General features: G+C 62.5%; 15 protein-coding genes. 9 read left to right on the top strand and 6 right to left on the bottom strand.

Translation table 11 applies throughout. The features are described 5' to 3' along the window. Positions 1–16: 16 nt before the first annotated feature. Positions 17–277, top strand: a complete 261-nt coding sequence (locus DWU98_RS16770) for a hypothetical protein (RefSeq protein ID WP_115496711.1) — start codon at positions 17–19, stop codon at positions 275–277. A 61-nt stretch (positions 278–338) separates the two neighbouring features. Here DWU98_RS16770 and DWU98_RS16765 read toward each other — a convergent pair whose 3' ends face one another. The 3 genes from DWU98_RS16765 to DWU98_RS16755 all read right to left on the bottom strand — a co-directional run bounded on the left by DWU98_RS16765 (position 339) and on the right by DWU98_RS16755 (position 3,507). After that, positions 339–1,430 (bottom strand): DUF6351 family protein, encoded by a 1,092-nt coding sequence (locus DWU98_RS16765; RefSeq protein WP_115496710.1) that lies wholly within the window; start codon positions 1,428–1,430, stop codon positions 339–341. A gap of 137 nt (positions 1,431–1,567) precedes the next feature. Further along, positions 1,568–3,133 carry a M56 family metallopeptidase gene (locus DWU98_RS16760; protein ID WP_115496709.1) on the bottom strand — a complete coding sequence of 522 codons (1,566 nt, stop codon included), beginning with the start codon at positions 3,131–3,133 and terminating at the stop codon, positions 1,568–1,570. After that, entirely contained in the window at positions 3,130–3,507 is a 378-nt protein-coding gene (locus DWU98_RS16755; protein ID WP_115496708.1) for a BlaI/MecI/CopY family transcriptional regulator, read from the bottom strand. The genes DWU98_RS16760 and DWU98_RS16755 overlap by 4 nt, the downstream gene beginning before the upstream one ends. Positions 3,508–3,747: 240 nt before the next feature. On the opposite strand from DWU98_RS16755, the gene DWU98_RS16750 reads away from it, so the two are divergent. The 3 genes from DWU98_RS16750 to DWU98_RS16740 all read left to right on the top strand — a co-directional run bounded on the left by DWU98_RS16750 (position 3,748) and on the right by DWU98_RS16740 (position 6,100). Continuing rightward, positions 3,748–4,392 (top strand): glutathione S-transferase family protein, encoded by a 645-nt coding sequence (locus tag DWU98_RS16750; protein WP_115496707.1) that lies wholly within the window; start codon positions 3,748–3,750, stop codon positions 4,390–4,392. Positions 4,393–4,521: 129 nt separating this feature from the next. Then, the gene (locus DWU98_RS16745; protein ID WP_115496706.1) at positions 4,522–5,004 is read left to right on the top strand and encodes a GNAT family N-acetyltransferase; all 483 of its coding nucleotides are present in this window, start codon (positions 4,522–4,524) and stop codon (positions 5,002–5,004) included. A gap of 325 nt (positions 5,005–5,329) precedes the next feature. After that, entirely contained in the window at positions 5,330–6,100 is a 771-nt protein-coding gene (locus DWU98_RS16740) for an NAD(P)-binding domain-containing protein (protein ID WP_115496705.1), read from the top strand. Positions 6,101–6,118: 18 nt separating this feature from the next. Here DWU98_RS16740 and DWU98_RS16735 read toward each other — a convergent pair whose 3' ends face one another. Beyond that, the gene (locus DWU98_RS16735; protein WP_115496760.1) at positions 6,119–7,726 is read right to left on the bottom strand and encodes an alpha-L-fucosidase; all 1,608 of its coding nucleotides are present in this window, start codon (positions 7,724–7,726) and stop codon (positions 6,119–6,121) included. Between the two features lie 453 nt (positions 7,727–8,179). Between DWU98_RS16735 and DWU98_RS16730 the strand changes: the two genes are divergently transcribed. Next, positions 8,180–8,500, top strand: a complete 321-nt coding sequence (locus DWU98_RS16730; protein WP_115496759.1) for a hypothetical protein — start codon at positions 8,180–8,182, stop codon at positions 8,498–8,500. Positions 8,501–8,633: 133 nt separating this feature from the next. Here DWU98_RS16730 and DWU98_RS16725 read toward each other — a convergent pair whose 3' ends face one another. Both DWU98_RS16725 and DWU98_RS16720 read right to left on the bottom strand, forming a co-directional pair. Continuing rightward, positions 8,634–9,431 (bottom strand): AIM24 family protein, encoded by a 798-nt coding sequence (locus DWU98_RS16725; RefSeq protein WP_115496704.1) that lies wholly within the window; start codon positions 9,429–9,431, stop codon positions 8,634–8,636. Between the two features lie 111 nt (positions 9,432–9,542). Continuing rightward, positions 9,543–11,339: a chloride channel protein gene (locus DWU98_RS16720; RefSeq protein ID WP_115496703.1), complete on the bottom strand. Its 1,797-nt coding sequence runs from the start codon at positions 11,337–11,339 to the stop codon at positions 9,543–9,545. A 564-nt stretch (positions 11,340–11,903) separates the two neighbouring features. On the opposite strand from DWU98_RS16720, the gene DWU98_RS16710 reads away from it, so the two are divergent. From DWU98_RS16710 to DWU98_RS16695, 4 genes are all read left to right on the top strand, one after another. Continuing rightward, the gene (locus DWU98_RS16710; protein ID WP_115496758.1) at positions 11,904–12,560 is read left to right on the top strand and encodes a response regulator; all 657 of its coding nucleotides are present in this window, start codon (positions 11,904–11,906) and stop codon (positions 12,558–12,560) included. A gap of 381 nt (positions 12,561–12,941) precedes the next feature. Continuing rightward, positions 12,942–13,916, top strand: a complete 975-nt coding sequence (locus DWU98_RS16705) for a helix-turn-helix domain-containing protein (protein ID WP_158545095.1) — start codon at positions 12,942–12,944, stop codon at positions 13,914–13,916. A 286-nt stretch (positions 13,917–14,202) separates the two neighbouring features. After that, positions 14,203–14,376 carry a hypothetical protein gene (locus DWU98_RS22000; RefSeq protein ID WP_158545094.1) on the top strand — a complete coding sequence of 58 codons (174 nt, stop codon included), beginning with the start codon at positions 14,203–14,205 and terminating at the stop codon, positions 14,374–14,376. 84 nt (positions 14,377–14,460) lie between these two features. Beyond that, on the top strand, positions 14,461–18,588 hold the full coding sequence (locus tag DWU98_RS16695; RefSeq protein ID WP_115496699.1) for an ESPR-type extended signal peptide-containing protein: 4,128 nt from the start codon (positions 14,461–14,463) through the stop codon (positions 18,586–18,588). The last annotated feature ends 4 nt before the right edge of the window (positions 18,589–18,592 follow it).

The following is an 18,592-nucleotide window of genomic DNA, read 5'->3' as shown; positions in this document are numbered from 1 at the left end:
CACTGGGGATGTACCGATGTCAAAGGATTTCACCAAGACCGATGCCAAGGCGTACGCCTGTTCATACATCCTGCTGAGCCTTTTGCAGCGCATGGATCAGAAAGAACCGGGCCTGATTGACGATCTCCTGCTTGGCGCCAAAGGCGACTTCGAGGCCTTCAAACGGCAAGCTGATCTACCGTCCTCGGTACCACAGATATTCGAAGAGACGATCGCGTTCCTGGAGCGTGCTGGCGCGTATACGTTGAACGCGCAACGACAAACCGGCGACGAGTAGAGCAGGCCAGGTTTGCAGGATTATTGCGCGACGCCATGGACCGCCGTGCGATCCGCTTGCATCAGTGCTTCCCATTGCTCGCCTTGCTCACGAGCGTGTTGAACGCCGCAATGGTCTGCACGTCGGTGAAGTTGCAGTGTCCGCTACCGACCGGTGGGAGCACCGTCAGCCATTTGCCACGACCGGCCGCACGCACCTGCTCGGGATAGATGGAATGAAATCGCTCGGGGATGGTTGGATCGGAGTTATTCCACTGCATGACCAGCGGCACGTCGATGCGGCCGGTCAAGGTGCCGTTGCGCCGGACATAGGCCATGGCGACGGGCGAGCCGGCATAGCGATGCACGCGGCGGTTGAAGGCCACGTCGTCGCCGAATCCGTGATAGACGGTGTTGCGGTTATCGACCGGCATGCCACCTGCGCGCCGCTCCAGCTCGCGCAGCGCCATGTAATAGAGCGACAGCGGTAGCGTGCCTGGTTCCTGCAGGCGCTTTTCCAGTAGAGCAGCCTCCTGCGGGTGCACTTGCAAGGCCTTGGCGAACACCTTCGGCGGAATGAATGGTGGCGAGTCCGGCGCCGCCAGATCCGGCAGCACGCCGGGAATCAGCGCATCGAAGGCCACCAGTGGGGTGACGACGGCGCGCGCGATGAACTCGGGTGTCGAGACGGCGACGGCGCACTTGGCCAACGCGCCGGTGTAGGCATGCGGATAGCGCTCGATGCTTGCCAGCGTCTCCAGGCTGCCCAGCGAGAAGCCGTAGAGGTAGGTGTGGGCAGGGCGGCCGTACGTGTGAATGAAATACTGCCGCAGCCGTTCATTGTCGGCGATGGCATCGCCTACCGCCCAGCCTTGCGACGCATATTGGCTTTGCGCGACGGCATAGCCCAGCTTGAGAAAATCGGACGTGGTATCGGCGGCCGTCATCGGCGTGGTGATGCGCGCGCCCACAGGCTGATAGCCATGCATCAGCATCACCAGGTCGCCGTTCCAGTGCGCGGGGACATCGATGCGATAGAGCGCGCCCTGCAGCGTACCGGCGTGAGTGCCGGGCGTGAGCTCGGCCGCGCACGCCGGCCGCGAGCCGATGCATGCTGCCCATGCCAGACAGCCAAGCAGCGCGAAGGTTGCGTAGCGTGCCGCGGTACGTTTCATGTCATCAATCCTCGTAAGGAAAACAGGCGCAGGATCCCTGTTGCGGCGATCCGGAAATCGCGGCAAGTGAATCGGATGCGTGCAACGCAGTCAGCATGACCAAGGAAGCCATCGCTGCAGACCGGCAGTGACGTGATTCAGCGGTGCCGGAACGCGCTTACCAAGGTTCCTTTATCGTCGAGCACCAGCAGCACCGTTTCCGTACCGTGCTGGCGCTTGACGAGATAGGTATCCGAGCCGAATTTGCTGACGCCGATGAACGTATAAGACTCGACCTGTCCCAGGTCGGCGAGATATTTCTCCCTCGACGCCCTTTGTTCAGTACGTATCCGGGCCAGGTCGTCACTCATGCCGGCGCCGCTCACCGGATCGCTAAGCAATAGTCGCAACGCCTGCTCGCTGCCCGGGAACGGTTTCTGCGCTTTGATGCGGGCTGCGAGCGCAGCATTGATTCGGTCGGCAGCGGCCTCGTCGACGCGCGGTTGGTCCAGCACATCGCGTCCGTTCTGGGTGGCGATCAGTCGCGAGGCGTTGCCATGGGCGTCCGTGATGAAGTGCACGGTGGCGGTACTCATTCCCTCGATGGCGAACCGGGTCTTATCGAGGGGAACGATATGCAGCGGCTGCGGCGCCGCGATCTGCCCGCTGATGCTGACGGTAAGACCGTTGCCGGCACGCGTCACGGTGATGAGAGAAATAGGGCTGATCTGGTAGAAGCCCGTGTAGCGATCGAGCGTGACGTCGCTCAGCACGACCGTGGCGCCAGCGTTCTGCTGGCCGGCGCCGGGTGGCGTTACCTGTGCCGCAAAGGCCGCGATGCCCAGCGAAACGCATATCAGTGCTGCTGCCGATGCGCGCGCCCACTTTTTCGGCTTGCGCAGCATGTGCCGGATGCGCCATTCCAGAAACGATGCCGAATCGGACATCGCCGGTACCACACCGATATGATGGGACTGGCGCTGGCCCACCTGGATCAGCGTTTCGCAATACGCGCCGATATCACGCCCGCTGCGCAGAACGCGGGCATCGCAATCCACCTCGATCGCGCGACGCAGGCGGCGAAACTGCCACCACAGCGGCGCGTTCCAGGGCATCAGCGCCAGCAGCAGCAAAGCAAGCGCAACAAGCTGCGGGTCGCGTGCATGCAAATGCGAGCGCTCATGGGCGATCGTGCATTGTTGCTGCTCCTCGCCCGCCTGCAGCAACCACACAGGTACAACGATGCGCGAGCGCACTAGGCCGACCACGGCCGGACCCGCGTCGGGCGCGACCAGGACACGCTCGCCGCATAGTTGTCCCTGGCGCCAGCCGCGCTTGCGTCGATGCAGCAGCGTGGCGCCCAGCAGGAGGACCAGCGACATCAGCACCGATGCCGCCAGCCACATATCGCGCACCAGCGTATCGATCCGGGCGGATGTCGCATAGGGCTGGGTAATTTCAAAATCCAGCAGCGCCAGCGGCATCGGTATCGATGTCGCGTCGCGCAGAACGATCGACGTCGACGTCGCTCTGGACGTGAGCGCAGCCGGGAGTGGAATCGACGCGGTGGGAATCACCGTCGGCAGCACCAACGAGCCCGCCAACGCGGCCACCCACACCCAGCGTGTCGTCGCACGACGCACTTTCGCCGCACGCTCGGCCGCAAGCGCTGCAGCGCTCAGCGTAAGCGTGACCAGAACGACATACATCATCCAGGCAATCATCGCGGCTCCTTCTTGTCGGAACGTTCGGCCAGCAGTTGCCGCATGCGGCGGATCTGCTCGGGGCTGAGCTTTTGCTCGGACACCAGGTGTGAAAAAAGCAACTCCGTCGATCCCTTGAACAGCTTGTCGGTCAGGTGTTGCACCGCGTTCTTCCGCGCCGCCTGCTGCTTGACGCTGGCAAAGTAGCGATGTCCGCGGCCCTCTTCTTCGTGTCCTACATATCCTTTGCCTTCGAGCGTGCGCAGCACGGTGAGCACCGTCGTATAGGCGAGCGGGTCGCTCAGTTGTTCGCGCACTTCGGCGACCAGCGAGGGTCCGTGATCCCACAGCGCCTGCATGACATCCGCTTCGCGATCGGTGAGGGAAATCTTCATGGGCCACCCGCTCATCAACTATGGATATAGTAGATACTCGAAACTTTCCGCTTGTCAACTATGGAAATAGTTGATCGATCGCCTGCCGGGCGGATGGCATGAGGGCGGGCGTGATAAAAGGTCGCGTGGTTGAGCAAGGCACGGGAATGAGGGTCCTCCTGGCCATGTCGATTTTCGAAACTCCCGTTCGTCTCTCCGATTGGGGGTCGATAAGGCCGAAGCAAAGAAGGATGACGAACGATGATGACCGTCTTTGGCGAAGGAAGAGGTTTCCGGGTTGTCTGGCTGTTGGAGGAAATGGGGCTGGCATACCGGCTGAGGCCGGTGGATCTTCTGGCTGGCGTCGAGAACGACCCGGAATTCCTGGCGATCAATCCCGCCGGTTTCATTCCGGTGATTCAGGATGGCGACGTCACGATGGTCGAGTCCATTGCGATCATGGAATACCTGATGGCGCGTTATGGCCCGACGCCGCTCGCGCCCGACCCGCAGGATCGGGCTTTCCCCGCCTACCAGCAGTTCCTGCACCTGGGTGAAGCGGGCCTCGCGGCTTCGGTTTATTTCGTCGTTGGTGCCCGCAATTTTGCGCCGGAGTCCGAGCGGGAGAATTGGAGTGCGGGCCAGGCGCTAAGCGTTTTCGAAAGCCGCCTGACCCTGGTAACCCGGCAGCTTGCACGCACGCCCTATCTTGCCGGTGAGACCTTCACAGCCGCGGACATCTCGGTGACCTACGCGCTGGAGTTGGCGCGAAGAGGCGGCCGTGTCCCGCTCGGTGAGGCGGAGCGCGCGTATATCGCCCGCACCAGCGCGCGCGAAGGCTATCGGCGCGCCCTGGAAATATGTCAGTCGACGAAGGCGTGGTTCGCCAGAACACCCATGTCGTGAGTGCCATGGATGCGTAGCTGGTGACGAACCATCCACGTATGACACCTGCCGAACCCATTCCGTGCTTCACAAAGCATGGGGTAGGTCGTCAAGCTACGTGTATCGGTACCTCGTCACCTCGGAATCACCATGGACATTCGAACGCTCCATCCCACTGATCTGGATCTTGTCTGCAGGCACCGCGAAGAAATGTTTCGGGATGCGGGCAGAAGTGATGAGGTGTTGCTACCCATGACCGCGCATTTCCGCGCATGGGTCGAGCCCCGTCTGGTGGATGGTTCCTATTTTGGTTTCGTGCTGATGGACGATAGCGTACCGGTGGCGGGGATCGGGCTGATGCTGATCGACTGGCCGCCGCATCCAGAGCATCCGACGCAGGATAAACGTGGATACGTTCTGAATGTCTTTGTCGAGCCGGAGTACAGAAACCGCGGATTGGCGCGCGAGCTGATGAAGCTGGCGGAAGCGGAGTTTGTCAGGCGCGGTGTTCACTACGCCGTCTTGCATGCCACCCAGAAAGGCACGCCGCTGTATCAGGGACTGTGCTGGAGCGGCACCACCGAAATGGCGAAAACGCTGGATGGTTCGCCATGCGCAGCGGCAGGCCCATAGAACCGTCAGTGCGAAGCGGCGAACCTGCGCTATCCTTCATCGTCAACAGTCACCCCAGCGCAGAGTTCATCGGAAGGCGGCCAGGACGATGAAAATCACAGTCGGCAGAATGGTCAGATGGGCTGGTAAGGCTGTGCTGTTTGTCCTGGTTGCCGTGGGGGTGGTCTTTCTGATTGCGGAACGTTTTCAGGAAACGTCCTTCGTGAATTTTGTACGCTCTTTGATGTGAGCAACTATCGCACGTAGTCGATCGGGCCGGCGTATCAAGGCGATCACCACCGCCGGGACATGTGAAGTTTGATGACTTCCCAAGGAAACCCACGCCATGCTTGGTGTTATCGGAGTCGGGGCGATCGGTGCCGCCATCGTTGCTGGCTTGAGTGAAGGGTGCGACGCGCCGGCCATCCTGCTTTCGCCCCGTAACGCGAAAACGGTGGCGGAACTTGATGCCACGTATCCAAACGTTCGCGTCGCCGATAGCAATCAGGCGCTCGTGGACCAATCCGATGTCGTGCTTTTGTGCGTGCGGCCCGTCGATGCGCGACGTGTCATGTCCGATCTCACGTTCAGGGATCAAAGCCTGATAAGCGTGCTGGCCGGTGTTCCCATCAAAGCGTTGCGGGAACTCGCACCACCCGTGCGGGACATTGTTCGAGCGATCCCGCTGCCAGCCGTTTCGGCGCGGCGCGGCATCACGCCGCTGTATCCGGCGACGGAGCCCGCACGCAGCCTGTTCAACCGGCTCGGTCGTGTGATCGAGGTGGCGGATGAAACGGTGTTCGACCGCTATTCGGCGGCAACAGCAACCCTCGCCGCGCATTTCCTGTACATGCATCAGATAAGCAACTGGCTGGCCGCGCATGGGATCGCGCACACCCAGGCACAACACTATGTTGCAGCGATGTTTGCGGAGCTCGCTTCATCACTCAAAGGACGTGATCCTGATTTCCAGGAGTTGATGCACGAGCACGCCACGCCCGGTGGCATCAATGAACTTTTTTGTCAGGTGATGGGTGAAGAGGGTGCCTGGAAAACCGTCGATGCGGGCCTGGACCGTGTCTGGCAGGCCCTTATGGATCGACAAAACGGTGGATGATCTCGCCGTGGGTTGATGTCAATGGCTTTCGCTCAGCCCTTTGCTGCCGACATCGATGCGATAGACATAGGCATGCAAGCCCGCAGGACGAGCGGGCAACGTCAGATGCAAACCATCTGCCGCCTGCTGGAAGGTGACCGGTTTGCCCGTGGCAAGCAGCGTTACGTGGCGAACATCCATGGCTGGTGTGATGGAATGAATCAGCACCTGACCGCTGGCAGGCCACTCCATGTCGATCGCATAAAGATGGCCGCGGTTTGTGGTAAAGCGAAAATCTTCGGGCTGATACGGTTTTGTTTTGGTGTCCTGCATGGTGCCGGCAACCACCTGGGTAGGACCTTCACCGAAACGCTGCCAGGGCCGTGAGCCATAAATGGCTTCGCCATTGGTCTTCAGCCATTGGCCCATCGCCAGCAGGATGTCTTTGGCTTGATCGGGAATGGTGCCATCGGCCTTGGGGCCGATGTTCAACAGCAGGTTGCCATTCTTGCTGACCACGTCGACGAGCAAATGCACGATGTCATCGGGCGATTTGTACGTGTCGCCTTCGGCGTAACCCCACGAATCGGGGCTCACCGACGTTTCGGTCTGCCACGGCTGTGCACGGATATCGGCCGCCTGTCCGCGCTCAATGTTCATCGTGCCGGTGCCCGGCATCATGTCGTCGAGCTTGTAATTGAGCACGACGCCCTGATCCCGCGCGGCTGCCTGGTTGTAGTAAAAGGCGGCAAAGTCGGCCAGCACGCCGCGAAAACGTGGCTGGCCCACCCACCAATCGAAATACATCAGATCGGGGTGATAGTCCTGGACGATTTCGGACGATCGCGCGAGCCAATCGTTGAGATACGCATCCGACACGAAGGTCCAGTCCACCTCTTTGCCATCCTCGCCCTTGGCCGATTCGGACGGATGCGCTGGCCCATACAGCGCGGCATAGCGCGGATCGTTCACGTCGGAATCGAACGTGCGCCCGTATTCGTAGAACCAGTCGTGCTCTGCACGATGGGACGACAAGCCCAGCTTCATCCCTTGCGCACGGATCGCCTTTGCGAGCTCGCCAATCACGTCGCGATGCGGCCCCATTTTCACCGCCGTCCAATCGGACAGCCTGGAGTTGTACATGGCGAAGCCATCATGGTGCTCGGCCACCGGCACCACGTAACGCGCGCCCGCTTCACGGAACAGCGTTGCCCACGCTTGCGGATCGAAATGCTCGGCCTTGAACAGCGGGATCAGATCTTTGTAGCCGACTTTCGGCATCGGCCCATACGTGGCGACCTGATGCTGGTAGTAATTGGCGTACTCGCCCGTGCGCTCATACATATGGCGCGGATACCACTCGCCCTTGTACGCGGCGACCGAATACACGCCCCAGTGAATGAAGATGCCGAACTTCGCATCGCGATACCACTCCGGCGTGCGATAAGCGGCAAGCGTCTTCCAGTCCGGCGACATCGGACCTTGCCAGGCCACTTTCTGTGTCTGCGCAAGAATGGCCTGGCGTGCGCCATCAAAAGGATGATTCGCTGCCACCCACTGCTGCTCGATCGTGGCCGCGTTCGGTGGCGTAAAACCCTGCGGCGGGTCCTTTGCCCATGCAGCCGTACAACACAGTGCGCACAGCATCGCCAGCCAGCGACGGGCGCGGTACGCGGCGGGCGAATACGCGGTGACGCGCAGAGGCGCTTCGGAAGAAGCCGTTTTTTGCACGCAATCTGTTCCAAACCCCATATAAACCGCCCCTTTTCTGCGTCGTACGACCGGGCGGATCTCGCCGAGGCCGTTTCATTGGCAAACAATCATTTCATATATGTTGTAAAGCGACTGCGCGCCAATTGCAACGCCCGCGGACGGTATAAGCCGCCTTGATGAGCTGCCCGTGATTCCCTAGGGTGGCCTTATTTCATCATCGGGTCGGTTCACGCGCCGGCCTGCCACGCGAAAAAGGGTGTCGCGCGCTACCGGCTCAAGGTGAGACCAGCACGCTCGACTGGTGCAACCATAGGCCGGGCATGCTTGCTCGACAGGGCGTGCATGGCCGATCCTATGAACTCACGCAGCAACCGTTTGCGGACTCCGATGCGTTACCTGTCTCTTCTGTTGCTTGGCCCGTGGCTGGTGCTTCTGGCCTGGGTCTATTGGTCGGTGTGGAAGCGCTCGCGCATAAGCTGGCGGTACAAGGTGTATGACGTCGCGATCATCCTCATTGCCCTGGCTGCCGCAGGCGCGCTTTCCCTGATGGCCTATGACGACGTCGCCATCCAAACGGTCAGCGACGTAGGGCGCGAAAGCGGCGGCATCTGGAAGCAGGTCATGCCCGCGCTGTATGGCTACGGCGCCTTCGCAGCTGTGATGATCCCTGCAGTCGTGGCACGTTTGCTCTTTCGAAAGCCGCGCTAGCAGCACGCCTGCATCGGCTCGTTGTGTGGCTGGAAAAACGTGGCGATGCCACGCATGGCGAGACAGCGCGGACCGCCCGGATTTAGCCGTCCAAACGATCCGCGCCGATGAGCGGCCCGGAAAGGCCAGTCGCTTAATCGTTTTTGCCGAAAAGGCCGCCGAGCACTGAACCGATCACACCGCCGGCAATCGCCCCGCCGATACCCGCGCCGGAATCGCCGCTGATGACTGACGTGTTGCCACCCTCACGCGCAAGATACGGCTCCAGCGCGTGCGCCAGGTTCGGCATGGTGAGGGTTTGCAGCCATACCTGGCCCGGACCGGTGAGGTTCGCCACGAACAGGCCATCGCCGCCGAAAAGTTTGTTCTTCAAGCCGGGAAGCAATGCGATGTCGAAGTTCACCGTGCCTTCGAACATGCCGATGTGCCCGGGATGCACCTGCAGCGTTTCGCCGGGAGCCAGCGTGTAGGTGACGACTTCGCCCCCCAGTTCCACCCAGGCACGCGCATTGCCGCTGAGCTTTTCCAGCACAAAGCCATCGCCGCCAAAAATGCCCGCGCCCAGAGAACGCTGAAAGCCGATGGTCAGCTCGACGCCTTCGGTGCCGCACAGAAAACCGTGGCGATGAATGAAGTACGTCTGTCCCGCGTTTACTTGGACTTCGACGATCGACCCCGGCACTTTTGCCGCGAATGCGACCATGCCCTGCGGGCCTGAGGTCTGGTACTCGTTCATGAATATGCCGCCGCCGGAAAGCGCGCGCCCGATGACGCCCAGGAAGCTCGATACACCCGCCGTGCGCGCCGTCGTCTGCAGCGTGATATTGCGTGTCATCCAGGAAAACCGGCCCGGCTCTGAGATAATCCGGTCGCCCTGTTCCAGGCCGATCTCCAGAACCGGCAAGGTCGTTCCAACCAAACGCGTCTTCATTGCTTTGCTCCCCAGTGTTGGTGTGCGTCTGCCAGGTTCCCTCCCATGGCAGACAGGCCATAGTGTCGCTCATCAAGCTTACGAGAACAGGTCGACAGGCATGCGGCGGTGCTATTTCACGTTGCGGAAGAAGCGCTCGCGAATCCCTTCTTCCTCGTGATGATGGGTATAGGGCTTCAGCAGGTCGTAGCGAGTCACCATGCCCAATAGCAATTGCCGATCGGCGCTGACCACCGGCATGCGATCGAGCTTTTCCACCGCCGCGCGGATCGCCACGCTCTTGCAGCTCTCGTCGGGATAGGAAACGACCGGGTCCTTGCCGAGTATGTCGGCCAGTCGGCAGTTACCTTCCGGATCCTCCTGCCACAAACGCGCCAGCTCGCTGCGGTTGATGACATTGAGCAACCGGCCTTCCGTATCGACCACCGGATAGGCACGGTATTTCTGATCGGCGCCGAAATAGGTCTGCGTCGCTTCGCGCACGCTGATGTCGCCCGGAATGGTCATGACGTCCGTGCTCATCACGTCCTTCACCGCCATGTGTTCGAGCCGGTCCACCGTGTATTCGCGAAAAATATCGTAGCCGCGGCGCGCGACTTTCTCGGTGAGAATGGAGCGCTTCATCAGGAACACGCTCACGCCATACGCCGTCGTGCATGCCACCAGCAGCGCCGGCAACGCGCTGGCGTTGCGCGTGAGCTCCAATGCGAACAGGATCGACGTAAACGGCAGGCGCATCACGCCGGCCAGCATCGCGCCCATGCCCAGCAGCGGCCACAGCAACGGCTGGTGGCCGGGAAAGACGAACGATTCCAGTGCACCCAGGCCTGCGCCCAGCGCCAACAAGGGCGCCAATACACCGCCGGACGTGCCGGAGCCCAGATAGATCACCCACATCAGCGATTTGACGATCATGAACAGCACAATGGCGCTGCCGACAAGCTTGCCGGTCAACAACTGGTCGATCACGCCGTAGCCCACGCCCAATGCCTGCGGCTCGATCAAGCCGCCGATACTTACCGCGACGGCGCCCATGGCCGGCCACCACATCCAATGCATCGGCAATTTGGTGAAACCATCCTCGACCCGGTAGATGGCCGCGGTGAGTGCCGTCGCCAGCAGGCCGGCGAGAAACCCGCACACCACGGCCAGACATAAATCCGTCAGTTGCAGATGAAATTCCACCGGCAACGGGAACAGCGGACCGGCACCCAGCAAAAAGGGTCGCAGCGCGTCCGCCACGAAGCAGGCGATCGCCACCGGAATGATGCTGCGCGGGCGCCATTCGAACAGTAGCAGCTCCACCGCCAGCAAGGTGGCGGCAATCGGCGTGCTGAACGTGGCGGCCATGCCGGCGCAGGCGCCGGCGACCAGCAACGTGCGTCGTTCGATCGAGGTGAGATAGAACATCTGGCCGAACAACGAACCGACCGCGCCGCCGGTCATGATGATCGGCCCCTCGGCACCGAACGGCCCACCGGTGCCGATTGCGATCGCCGCCGACAACGGCTTCAGGATTGCCACCTTCAGCATCATCTTGCTCTTGCGAAACAGAATCGCTTCCAGCGCCTCAGGAATCCCGTGGCCACGGATGCGATCGGAACCGAAACGCGCCATCAGCCCGACGATCAGACCACCCACGATGGGCGCGATCAGGATCGCCCAGGTCGAATGGCTGAGTGAAGGCGATATGAAGTCGAACGAAAACCGTTGCAGAAACGCCAGGTTGGTCACCAGGCCGATCATGCGATACAGCACGAACGCCACCAGCGCCGCGGCGATGCCGACGAACACCGCCATCAGGGAAAGTTTCAGGATGCTGACGCTGGGGCGAAAATCGCTCTGACTGAGCGTCTCGCGCTTCCACTTCTCGTAGACATTGCGAACGAAGTGCGTGATGCGGGTCATGGGAATCCCGGATGACTGTCAACCACGGTCCGACCGGTGTCGCATAATCCGCTCGGTTTCAACGCATGCCTACGCGGGCCGAGCGGGCGGGTGTGGATGCGGCCGGATCAGGATAGCGTATTGGCGCCTGGACATCAGGTGCGCCGCGGCGTGGCCAGATAGCTACGAAAGAGATGACAGCGAGACGTTCCTGGAAGAGACAACCGCCTCCGTGTCGGCGCGCGTCGCCCGGGCATTACGCGATTTCACGCGGCTGGAGCACGCATGGGCTGACGCTGCGCGTCATGCCTTTCGCCCTTCGATCGACGAGCAGCACGCCGACTCAAACTGCAATACCACGTGCGTCACCGCGCAATGAAGCATCCAACATAGTTGCCGCCGCCACGAAAACGGCAATTGTTTACACATCACACTTCAACAGTGTCGGCTGCTTCGCAAACAGGCGTTCCCGATTGCATTGTCATATAGTCGGACCAAACAAACGGTGCTTACCGCGGTGAGCACACCTCGTTGCATGTGCAATCGGAAAAACAAAGACACGCTTTATGGCAAGTGGAAAACGTAGTGCGCGTCGTCATCGCGGATAATCACGAAGTGGTACGCATCGGTTTGCGTTCGGTCTTGCAGCGCGACGGTGAAAGCTACGAGGTGGTTGGCGAGGCATCCAATGGAAGCGAACTGCTGGCGGTGCTCGCCTATATTCCTTGCGATGCCGCGATCGTGGACTTTCAAATGCCTGAGGATACGGCCGGCCTGGATGGCATGGTGCTGCTGCGCGAAGTGCGCCGGCGTCATCCGCGCTTGCGCGTGGTCGTGCTGACGGTGCTGCGCAATGCCGCCTTTCTGCGAGCGATGTACCAGGAAGGCGCGGATGCCGTGGTGGAAAAAGTCGCCGCGGTACAGGAACTGCTGTTCGCGCTGCGCACCGTCCGCGCCGGACGCACTTATGTGAGCAAGCAGATTCGCGAGCAGCTGATGCCGCCCAGCATGTCCGCCAGCGACGCATCGCGGGCCGAGCGCAAACCGGTGCAAACGCTGTCCGGGCGCGAAGTGGAGGTCATGCGCCTGCTGGCGCAGGGCCTGACCGTTTCCGAAGTGGCGCGCACCACCCATCGCAGCGTCAAGACCATCAGCCTGCAAAAACACAGCGCGATGGCGAAACTGGGCATTGCCAATGATCAACAGCTGTTCGACTACGTGCGCACCAGCGGGCTGTCATAGCCCAGAGGGGTTCTATACATTTCCTTGACGAACATTAAGAAGATTCTTATTCAGCCCGCTCCCCCTTCTCAATACGCTCGCCCCGAAATGCGTCATCGGATTTGCGCTTCATCCGCCACGCCCACTCGTTCGTGGCGGATGTTTCCAATGCAGGGGGAAAACGTGTGAGCAGCAGTCGTCCAACTCATCGTCGCGGCGTGTGTGCGGGCCTGGCAGACGCCCGGCAAAAGATCCGCTAAACGCTTCATTTTGCGTAAGGCGCGGATTGCGATTTCGCACCGAACGCACCTGGCTGCCTCCGGCAGCACCATCCACGCACGCGACGCAAACCTTGCATCGCGCTGTCGTGTGCAGCGCCACGGAATGACCAAAGCACGCCCCATGTTTTCGAAGCCGAACGGATCGTTCATGCCATGGCCCGGCCTGGGTGCCATGAATCAGTTATTCGATGCCTGCAAATTGGAGGCTGTTGCCCTCCGGGAAGGGGGCCTGCGTGGCCGGTTCGGCAGCCGCGCGCAGGCCGAGGCAACGCTGTGCGGTTTCGTCTTCGATTTTCCCTGTCATGGGCGCTTTCCGGTGCCCAACGGTCACTATCTGCTGTGTCACATCCATCAGGCCGGAGCGGGAAGCTGGTGCGCGGGCATGCCGCTGCGCTCGGGCACAAGCTTGATCATGTTGCGCGGCAATGCCTGCGAGATGATGCTGGGTCCGCATTCGCAAGTCAGCGTGCTGATGGCCCCGCTGTACGACAGCGTCGCGCGGACGCTGGAACGAAGCCCCGCGTCGTTTGGCCTGGCGGCGCGCAAGTTCGTCTTGTTCGAATCGGAATATCTTGACGGCACGGCATGGCGGTTTCGCTGCGAATCGGCCTTTCACGCGCTGGTCGGCACGCGCGAACCGCAAAGCATGACGCTCGAGGACGACGTGTTCGCGGCCCTGCTCGATCCGCGTCTGCTGGAAGACCTGGTCGCGCTCCAGCATGGTCAGCCGCCTTATCCGCAAGGCTATCAGGTGCAGTACGCTCCGTTCCGGCGCGCGGTCGATTTCATGCGCACCCATTTGCATCGCGATATCTACCTGGATGAATTGGCGCGTGCCGCCAGGGTCAGCGACCGTGGCCTGCGCTATGCGTTCGCCGACTTGCTCGGCGTATCGCCCACGCGTTACCTCGCCTTGCTTCGGTTGCATGAAGCCAGCCGCAGGCTTTCTGCCGCAGGCGCGGGCCGCGTTTCGGTGAAGTCGGTGGCGATGAGCTGCGGCTGGTGGGATCTCTCGCGCTTCGCCGCCAACTATCGGCGCGCCTTCGGCGAGCATCCCAGCGACACGCTGTCGCGCGCATGCAGCGTCGCCAACTGATGCGCTAAGCGCGTCCCTCTTCGTCATTGCACAAAGATTGGTTGGCCACAGCGGCGAAACACATGCCGGCGAAGCAGGCGCACGCGCAACCCGCACCAGCCCACTGAACCGCGATGTGCGCTGCATCTCACTTTGCCGAATTTGCATAGCCATTGCCAAGTTCGCATGGCTTGCTTGCCGAATTCGCGCATTACGCCGCGCGCACATCCGCTTCAATGCCAACACATGCCGGACAAGCTTCGCGAAGCGTTGTCACCGCGCAGGCACAGGGAAAGAAGAGGCCATCATGAGCGATATCCATCGTGTCGACGCCCGTGCGGGTGCGCAGGTTGCGTGTCCTGGCGCCGGCATCGCTCTCACGCGTCAGGGCGAGCAACGGCATGCATGCGTGGCCAGCGTCGATGCGATCACGCACCGCATGGGGATAGAGCGCCCGCGCCTGCGCGGCGTGTACTCGTAAGTCATCGCATTCGTCGCTGCCGGGCCAGCGCAGGGATCAACCACCGTCTTCCGCCACCGGGCCGGTCAGGCTTCGGAGAAAACCATGAACAGGATTTACAGCAAAGTCTGGAATGCATCGTTGAAGCAGCTGGTGGCGGTCTCCGAACTGGCCACACGCCGTCGCGGCGGCGCGCAAGCACACCGTGCGGCACGCGTTCTGCCGGCAGAACGCCTCAGCGCAGGCATCCTTGCCGTACTGATGGCATGCGGATGGACCGGCGTCGCGCGGGCCCAATCGGTGAATTGCACCGCGGCGCCCTATAACGCCTACAACAGCACCGCCTCATGCATGGGCTATGGGTCCAATGCCAGTGGCACGGGTGCTACCGCCATCGGCGCGACGGCCACGGCGCCGGTGCTGGGTGCGCTTGCAGTGGGTTACGCCGCCAGCAGCCAGAATGAAAATTCGGTCGCCGTCGGTTTTCAGGCGTACGTGACGGGCGCCAATTCCATCTACCTGGGCGCGCGTTCCGCGCCCGGCTCGGGCACCCTGGCCGACAACGCGATCGGCATCGGCACCGATGTAACGGTGTCGGGCACTTCGGCCATCGCCATCGGTGGGCAGAGCACGGCCAGCGGTAATGAAGCGGTGGTTCTGGGCCTGCAGGGACAGGCCACGATCGGTGCCACCGCCTTGGGCGCGCAGACGATCGCCAACGGCAACGGTGCGGTGGCGGCGGGGCTTTCGGCCCAAGCCACGAACACACACACGACAGCGATTGGCTGGCAGGCGTATGCCACTGCGCTCAACGCGATTTACCTGGGGCCGCGCTCCGTCGGCACGGGTGCTTCGGCGCAATCGGCCATTGCCATCGGCACGGATGTGCAATCGTCAGGCACCTATGCCATTGGCATGGGCTTGCAGGCCAATGCGAGTCAGTCACAAGCGATCGCCATCGGTTACACCACGCAGGCCACGGGCGCCGGTTCCATTGCGATCGGCGGCGACTCCACCGGAGACGCCAGTGCATCGGGTACCGAAGCGATCGCGTTCGGCGCTCGCTCCAGCGCCACCGATGAAAGTGCCTTGGCCGTCGGCACCGGTGCGGCGGCGGCCGGCTCCGATTCGATCGGACTGGGCAACAGCGCGAGCGCGCAGACCGTCAATGACATCGCTGTCGGTACGCAAGCCAGTGCAAGCGGCGGCAGCTCCATTGCCATCGGCCCGCAAGCCAATGCCACCGGCGCGGGTGCCATCGTGCTGGGCGACATTTCCGGCGCCTCCAGCACCAATGCCATCGCGCTGGGCAACAACACCTTTGCCAGCGGCGCCAACGCGTTGGCGATGGGCGTCAATGCGAATGCTGCGGGTGCCAGCGCCGTGGCCATTGCCAATAACGCCAGTGCGTCGCAGACCAATGCCGTGGCGATCGGTGCGAATGCGAGCGCGCTTGCCGCGTCGACCATTGCCTTGGGCGACAGCAGCTCGGTAGCGGCGGCGGCAGGAACCGGTTCGATTGCCGCTGGCGACAGTTCGAAAGTGCTCGGCGGTACCGGTGCCGTAGCGCTGGGTCAGCAACAAATCGCAAATGGCAACGGTGCTGTAGCGATCGGCGATCCCAATTCGGCCACCGGCAACGGCGCCGTCGCGATGGGCGCGGACAATACGGCGAACGGTCAAGGTGCGGTGGCCATCGGCGACACCAACAGCGCGACCGGACAAGGCGCGGTGGCGCTCGGCAATGGCTCCACAGCCAGCGCGGCCAGCGCGCTGGCATTGGGCGACACGGCCACCGCCAGCCGGGCGAATGCCATTGCGCTAGGTGCCGGCGCGAGTGCAGGCGCGCAAGCGGGTGATGTTGCGCTCGGCGCAGCTTCGACCACGGCGACGGTGGTGGCGACCACCAGCGCTACCGTCAATGGCCTCACCTATGCGGGCTTTGCCGGCACCACGCCGACGTCCACCGTGAGCGTGGGCACGGTGGGTGGCGAACGCACGCTCACCAACGTGGCGGCAGGCCGCATCAGCACGACCAGCACCGATGCGATCAACGGCTCGCAGCTGTACAGCGTGGCCAATACGCTGACCGGCGATATCACCGCTGCCACCACGCACGACTACAGCGTCAACAGCACCGCCACCGGTACCGACACCAATTACGGCAATGCCGGTGCAACCGGTGCGAATGCGGTGGCGGCGGGCGTGGATGCCAACGCGTCGCAAACCGATGCGTCCGCATTGGGCGATGGCGCCAACGCGAGCGGTACCGGCAGCGTCGCGCTGGGCGCGGCTTCCGCGGCAAGCATCAGCAATGCTGTAGCGATCGGTAATGGTGCCAGCGCGGGTGCCAACCCGGGCGATGTGGCACTGGGTGCGGGCTCGGTCACCGCGACCGTCGTGCCTACCGCAGGCGCGACCATCGCCGGCATCCACTACACGTTTGCCGGCAGCAATCCAACCAGCACGGTGAGCGTGGGCAGTACGGGCAACGATCGCACCATCACCAACGTGGCGGCCGGCGAGATCGGCGCCACCAGCACGGATGCGATCAACGGCTCGGAGTTGTACGCGACCAACCAGGCGATCGACAGCCTCAGCACCGCCGTCAGCAATGGATTGACGCATTACTACAGCAGCAATGACGGTGGCACGCAGCAAGCCAACTACAACAACAGTGGTGCGACGGCGACGGATGCGCTCGCCGCGGGCGTGGCGGCCTCGTCCACGGCGACCGATGCCACCGCGATTGGCTTCAATTCGCAAGCCAGCGTTACCGACAGCGTGGCGCTGGGTTCGCAGTCAGTCTCCAATCGCGCGTTGACGCCGGCCAGCGGCACCATCGGCGGCACGATCATTCCCTACAACACGACCGATCGCACGCTGCTCGGCGCCGTATCGGTCGGCAGCGCAACCACGTATCGGCAGATCACCAACGTGGCCGACGGCACCCAGTCGAACGATGCGGTCACGGTGCGTCAGCTCACCGGTGCGCTGACGTCGTTCGCCACCACGACCACCAAGTATTTTCACGCCAACTCCACCGATCCCGATTCGCTGGCGGTCGGCAACAACGCCATTGCGGTTGGCCCCAACACCGTGGTCAATGGCGACAACGGCGTGGGCATGGGCAATGGCGCGCTGGTGGCGCAAAACGCGCCGGGCGGCGTGGCCATCGGCGAGAACGCCACGTCGAATCTGCAGGACTCGATCGCCATGGGCACGAACGCCACGGCCAATGGCATTCAAGCGGTTTCGATCGGTGCGGGCGCGACGACGTCCGATCCCACCAACGTGGCGTTGGGCGCTGGCGCAACCGCTGCCGCGCAAGCGGGTGATGTCGCACTGGGCGCCAATTCGAAAACATCGGCCGTGGTGGCGACCCGCAGCGTGACGGTGGGTGGCAACACCTATGCCGTAGCGGGCACCGCACCCACCAGCACGGTGAGCGTGGGCGCCGCAGGTAGCGAACGCACCGTTACCAATGTGGCGGCAGGCCAGGTGACCGCCACCAGCACGGACGCGGTGAACGGCTCCGAGCTGTACGCCACCAACCAGCAGGTGAACGCCAACACCAGCGCGATCAGCAATCTGGACAACACCGTCACCAATATCACCAGCGGTTCCAGCAGCAAGTATTACTCGGTGGATTCATCCGGCAACGCGTCGTCCGCCACCGGCACCAATGCCGTATCGGAAGGCCCGTCGTCATCCGCCTCGGGCAACAACAGCGTCGCGGTCGGCAATGGCGCATCGTCGAGCGGCAACAACTCCGTAGCTTTGGGTGCCGGGTCCACCGATGACGGCCAATCGAACGTGGTGTCGGTCGGTTCGGCCACGCAGCAGCGGCAGATCACCAATGTGGCGGCGGGCACGGCCGCCACCGATGCGGCGAACGTGGGGCAGGTGGATGCCGGTGTGCAGACCGCGGAGAACTGGGCGCAGAACTACACCGATCAGCAGTTGAACAGCATCAACCGCAACCTCAACACCGTTGCCGCGCGCGCCAACGCTGGCGTGGCCTCGGCGATGGCGATGGCGGGCTTGCCCCAGGCCTATCAGCCCAATCAAAACGGTGCGGCGGTCGCGCTCGGTTCGTTCCACGGCCAGGCGGGTATCGCCGTGGGTTTGTCCACGGTGACCGAAAGCGGGCGCTGGGTCTACAAACTCAATTTCAGCGACAACACGCGCGGTGATGCGGGCGTGGCAGTCGGCGCGGCAGTGATGTGGTGAGGAA

The organism is Dyella monticola, from assembly GCF_003363155.1.
GTDB classification, from domain to species: domain Bacteria; phylum Pseudomonadota; class Gammaproteobacteria; order Xanthomonadales; family Rhodanobacteraceae; genus Dyella_B; species Dyella_B monticola.
Note: the sequence above shows the minus strand (reverse complement) of the source record. Positions and strands in the feature narration are given on the sequence as shown.

What these genes read in the sequence shown, in the direction of transcription:
- DWU98_RS16770 (WP_115496711.1), top strand. Translation starts at nt 17, where the DNA reads ATGTCAAAGGATTTCACCAAGACCGATGCCAAGGCGTACGCCTGTTCA.
- DWU98_RS16765 (WP_115496710.1), bottom strand. Translation starts at nt 1,430, where the DNA reads ATGAAACGTACCGCGGCACGCTACGCAACCTTCGCGCTGCTTGGCTGT.
- DWU98_RS16760 (WP_115496709.1), bottom strand. Translation starts at nt 3,133, where the DNA reads ATGATTGCCTGGATGATGTATGTCGTTCTGGTCACGCTTACGCTGAGC.
- DWU98_RS16755 (WP_115496708.1), bottom strand. Translation starts at nt 3,507, where the DNA reads ATGAAGATTTCCCTCACCGATCGCGAAGCGGATGTCATGCAGGCGCTG.
- DWU98_RS16750 (WP_115496707.1), top strand. Translation starts at nt 3,748, where the DNA reads ATGATGACCGTCTTTGGCGAAGGAAGAGGTTTCCGGGTTGTCTGGCTG.
- DWU98_RS16745 (WP_115496706.1), top strand. Translation starts at nt 4,522, where the DNA reads ATGGACATTCGAACGCTCCATCCCACTGATCTGGATCTTGTCTGCAGG.
- DWU98_RS16740 (WP_115496705.1), top strand. Translation starts at nt 5,330, where the DNA reads ATGCTTGGTGTTATCGGAGTCGGGGCGATCGGTGCCGCCATCGTTGCT.
- DWU98_RS16735 (WP_115496760.1), bottom strand. Translation starts at nt 7,726, where the DNA reads ATGCTGTGCGCACTGTGTTGTACGGCTGCATGGGCAAAGGACCCGCCG.
- DWU98_RS16730 (WP_115496759.1), top strand. Translation starts at nt 8,180, where the DNA reads ATGCGTTACCTGTCTCTTCTGTTGCTTGGCCCGTGGCTGGTGCTTCTG.
- DWU98_RS16725 (WP_115496704.1), bottom strand. Translation starts at nt 9,431, where the DNA reads ATGAAGACGCGTTTGGTTGGAACGACCTTGCCGGTTCTGGAGATCGGC.
- DWU98_RS16720 (WP_115496703.1), bottom strand. Translation starts at nt 11,339, where the DNA reads ATGACCCGCATCACGCACTTCGTTCGCAATGTCTACGAGAAGTGGAAG.
- DWU98_RS16705 (WP_158545095.1), top strand. Translation starts at nt 12,942, where the DNA reads ATGTTTTCGAAGCCGAACGGATCGTTCATGCCATGGCCCGGCCTGGGT.
- DWU98_RS22000 (WP_158545094.1), top strand. Translation starts at nt 14,203, where the DNA reads ATGAGCGATATCCATCGTGTCGACGCCCGTGCGGGTGCGCAGGTTGCG.
- DWU98_RS16695 (WP_115496699.1), top strand. Translation starts at nt 14,461, where the DNA reads ATGAACAGGATTTACAGCAAAGTCTGGAATGCATCGTTGAAGCAGCTG.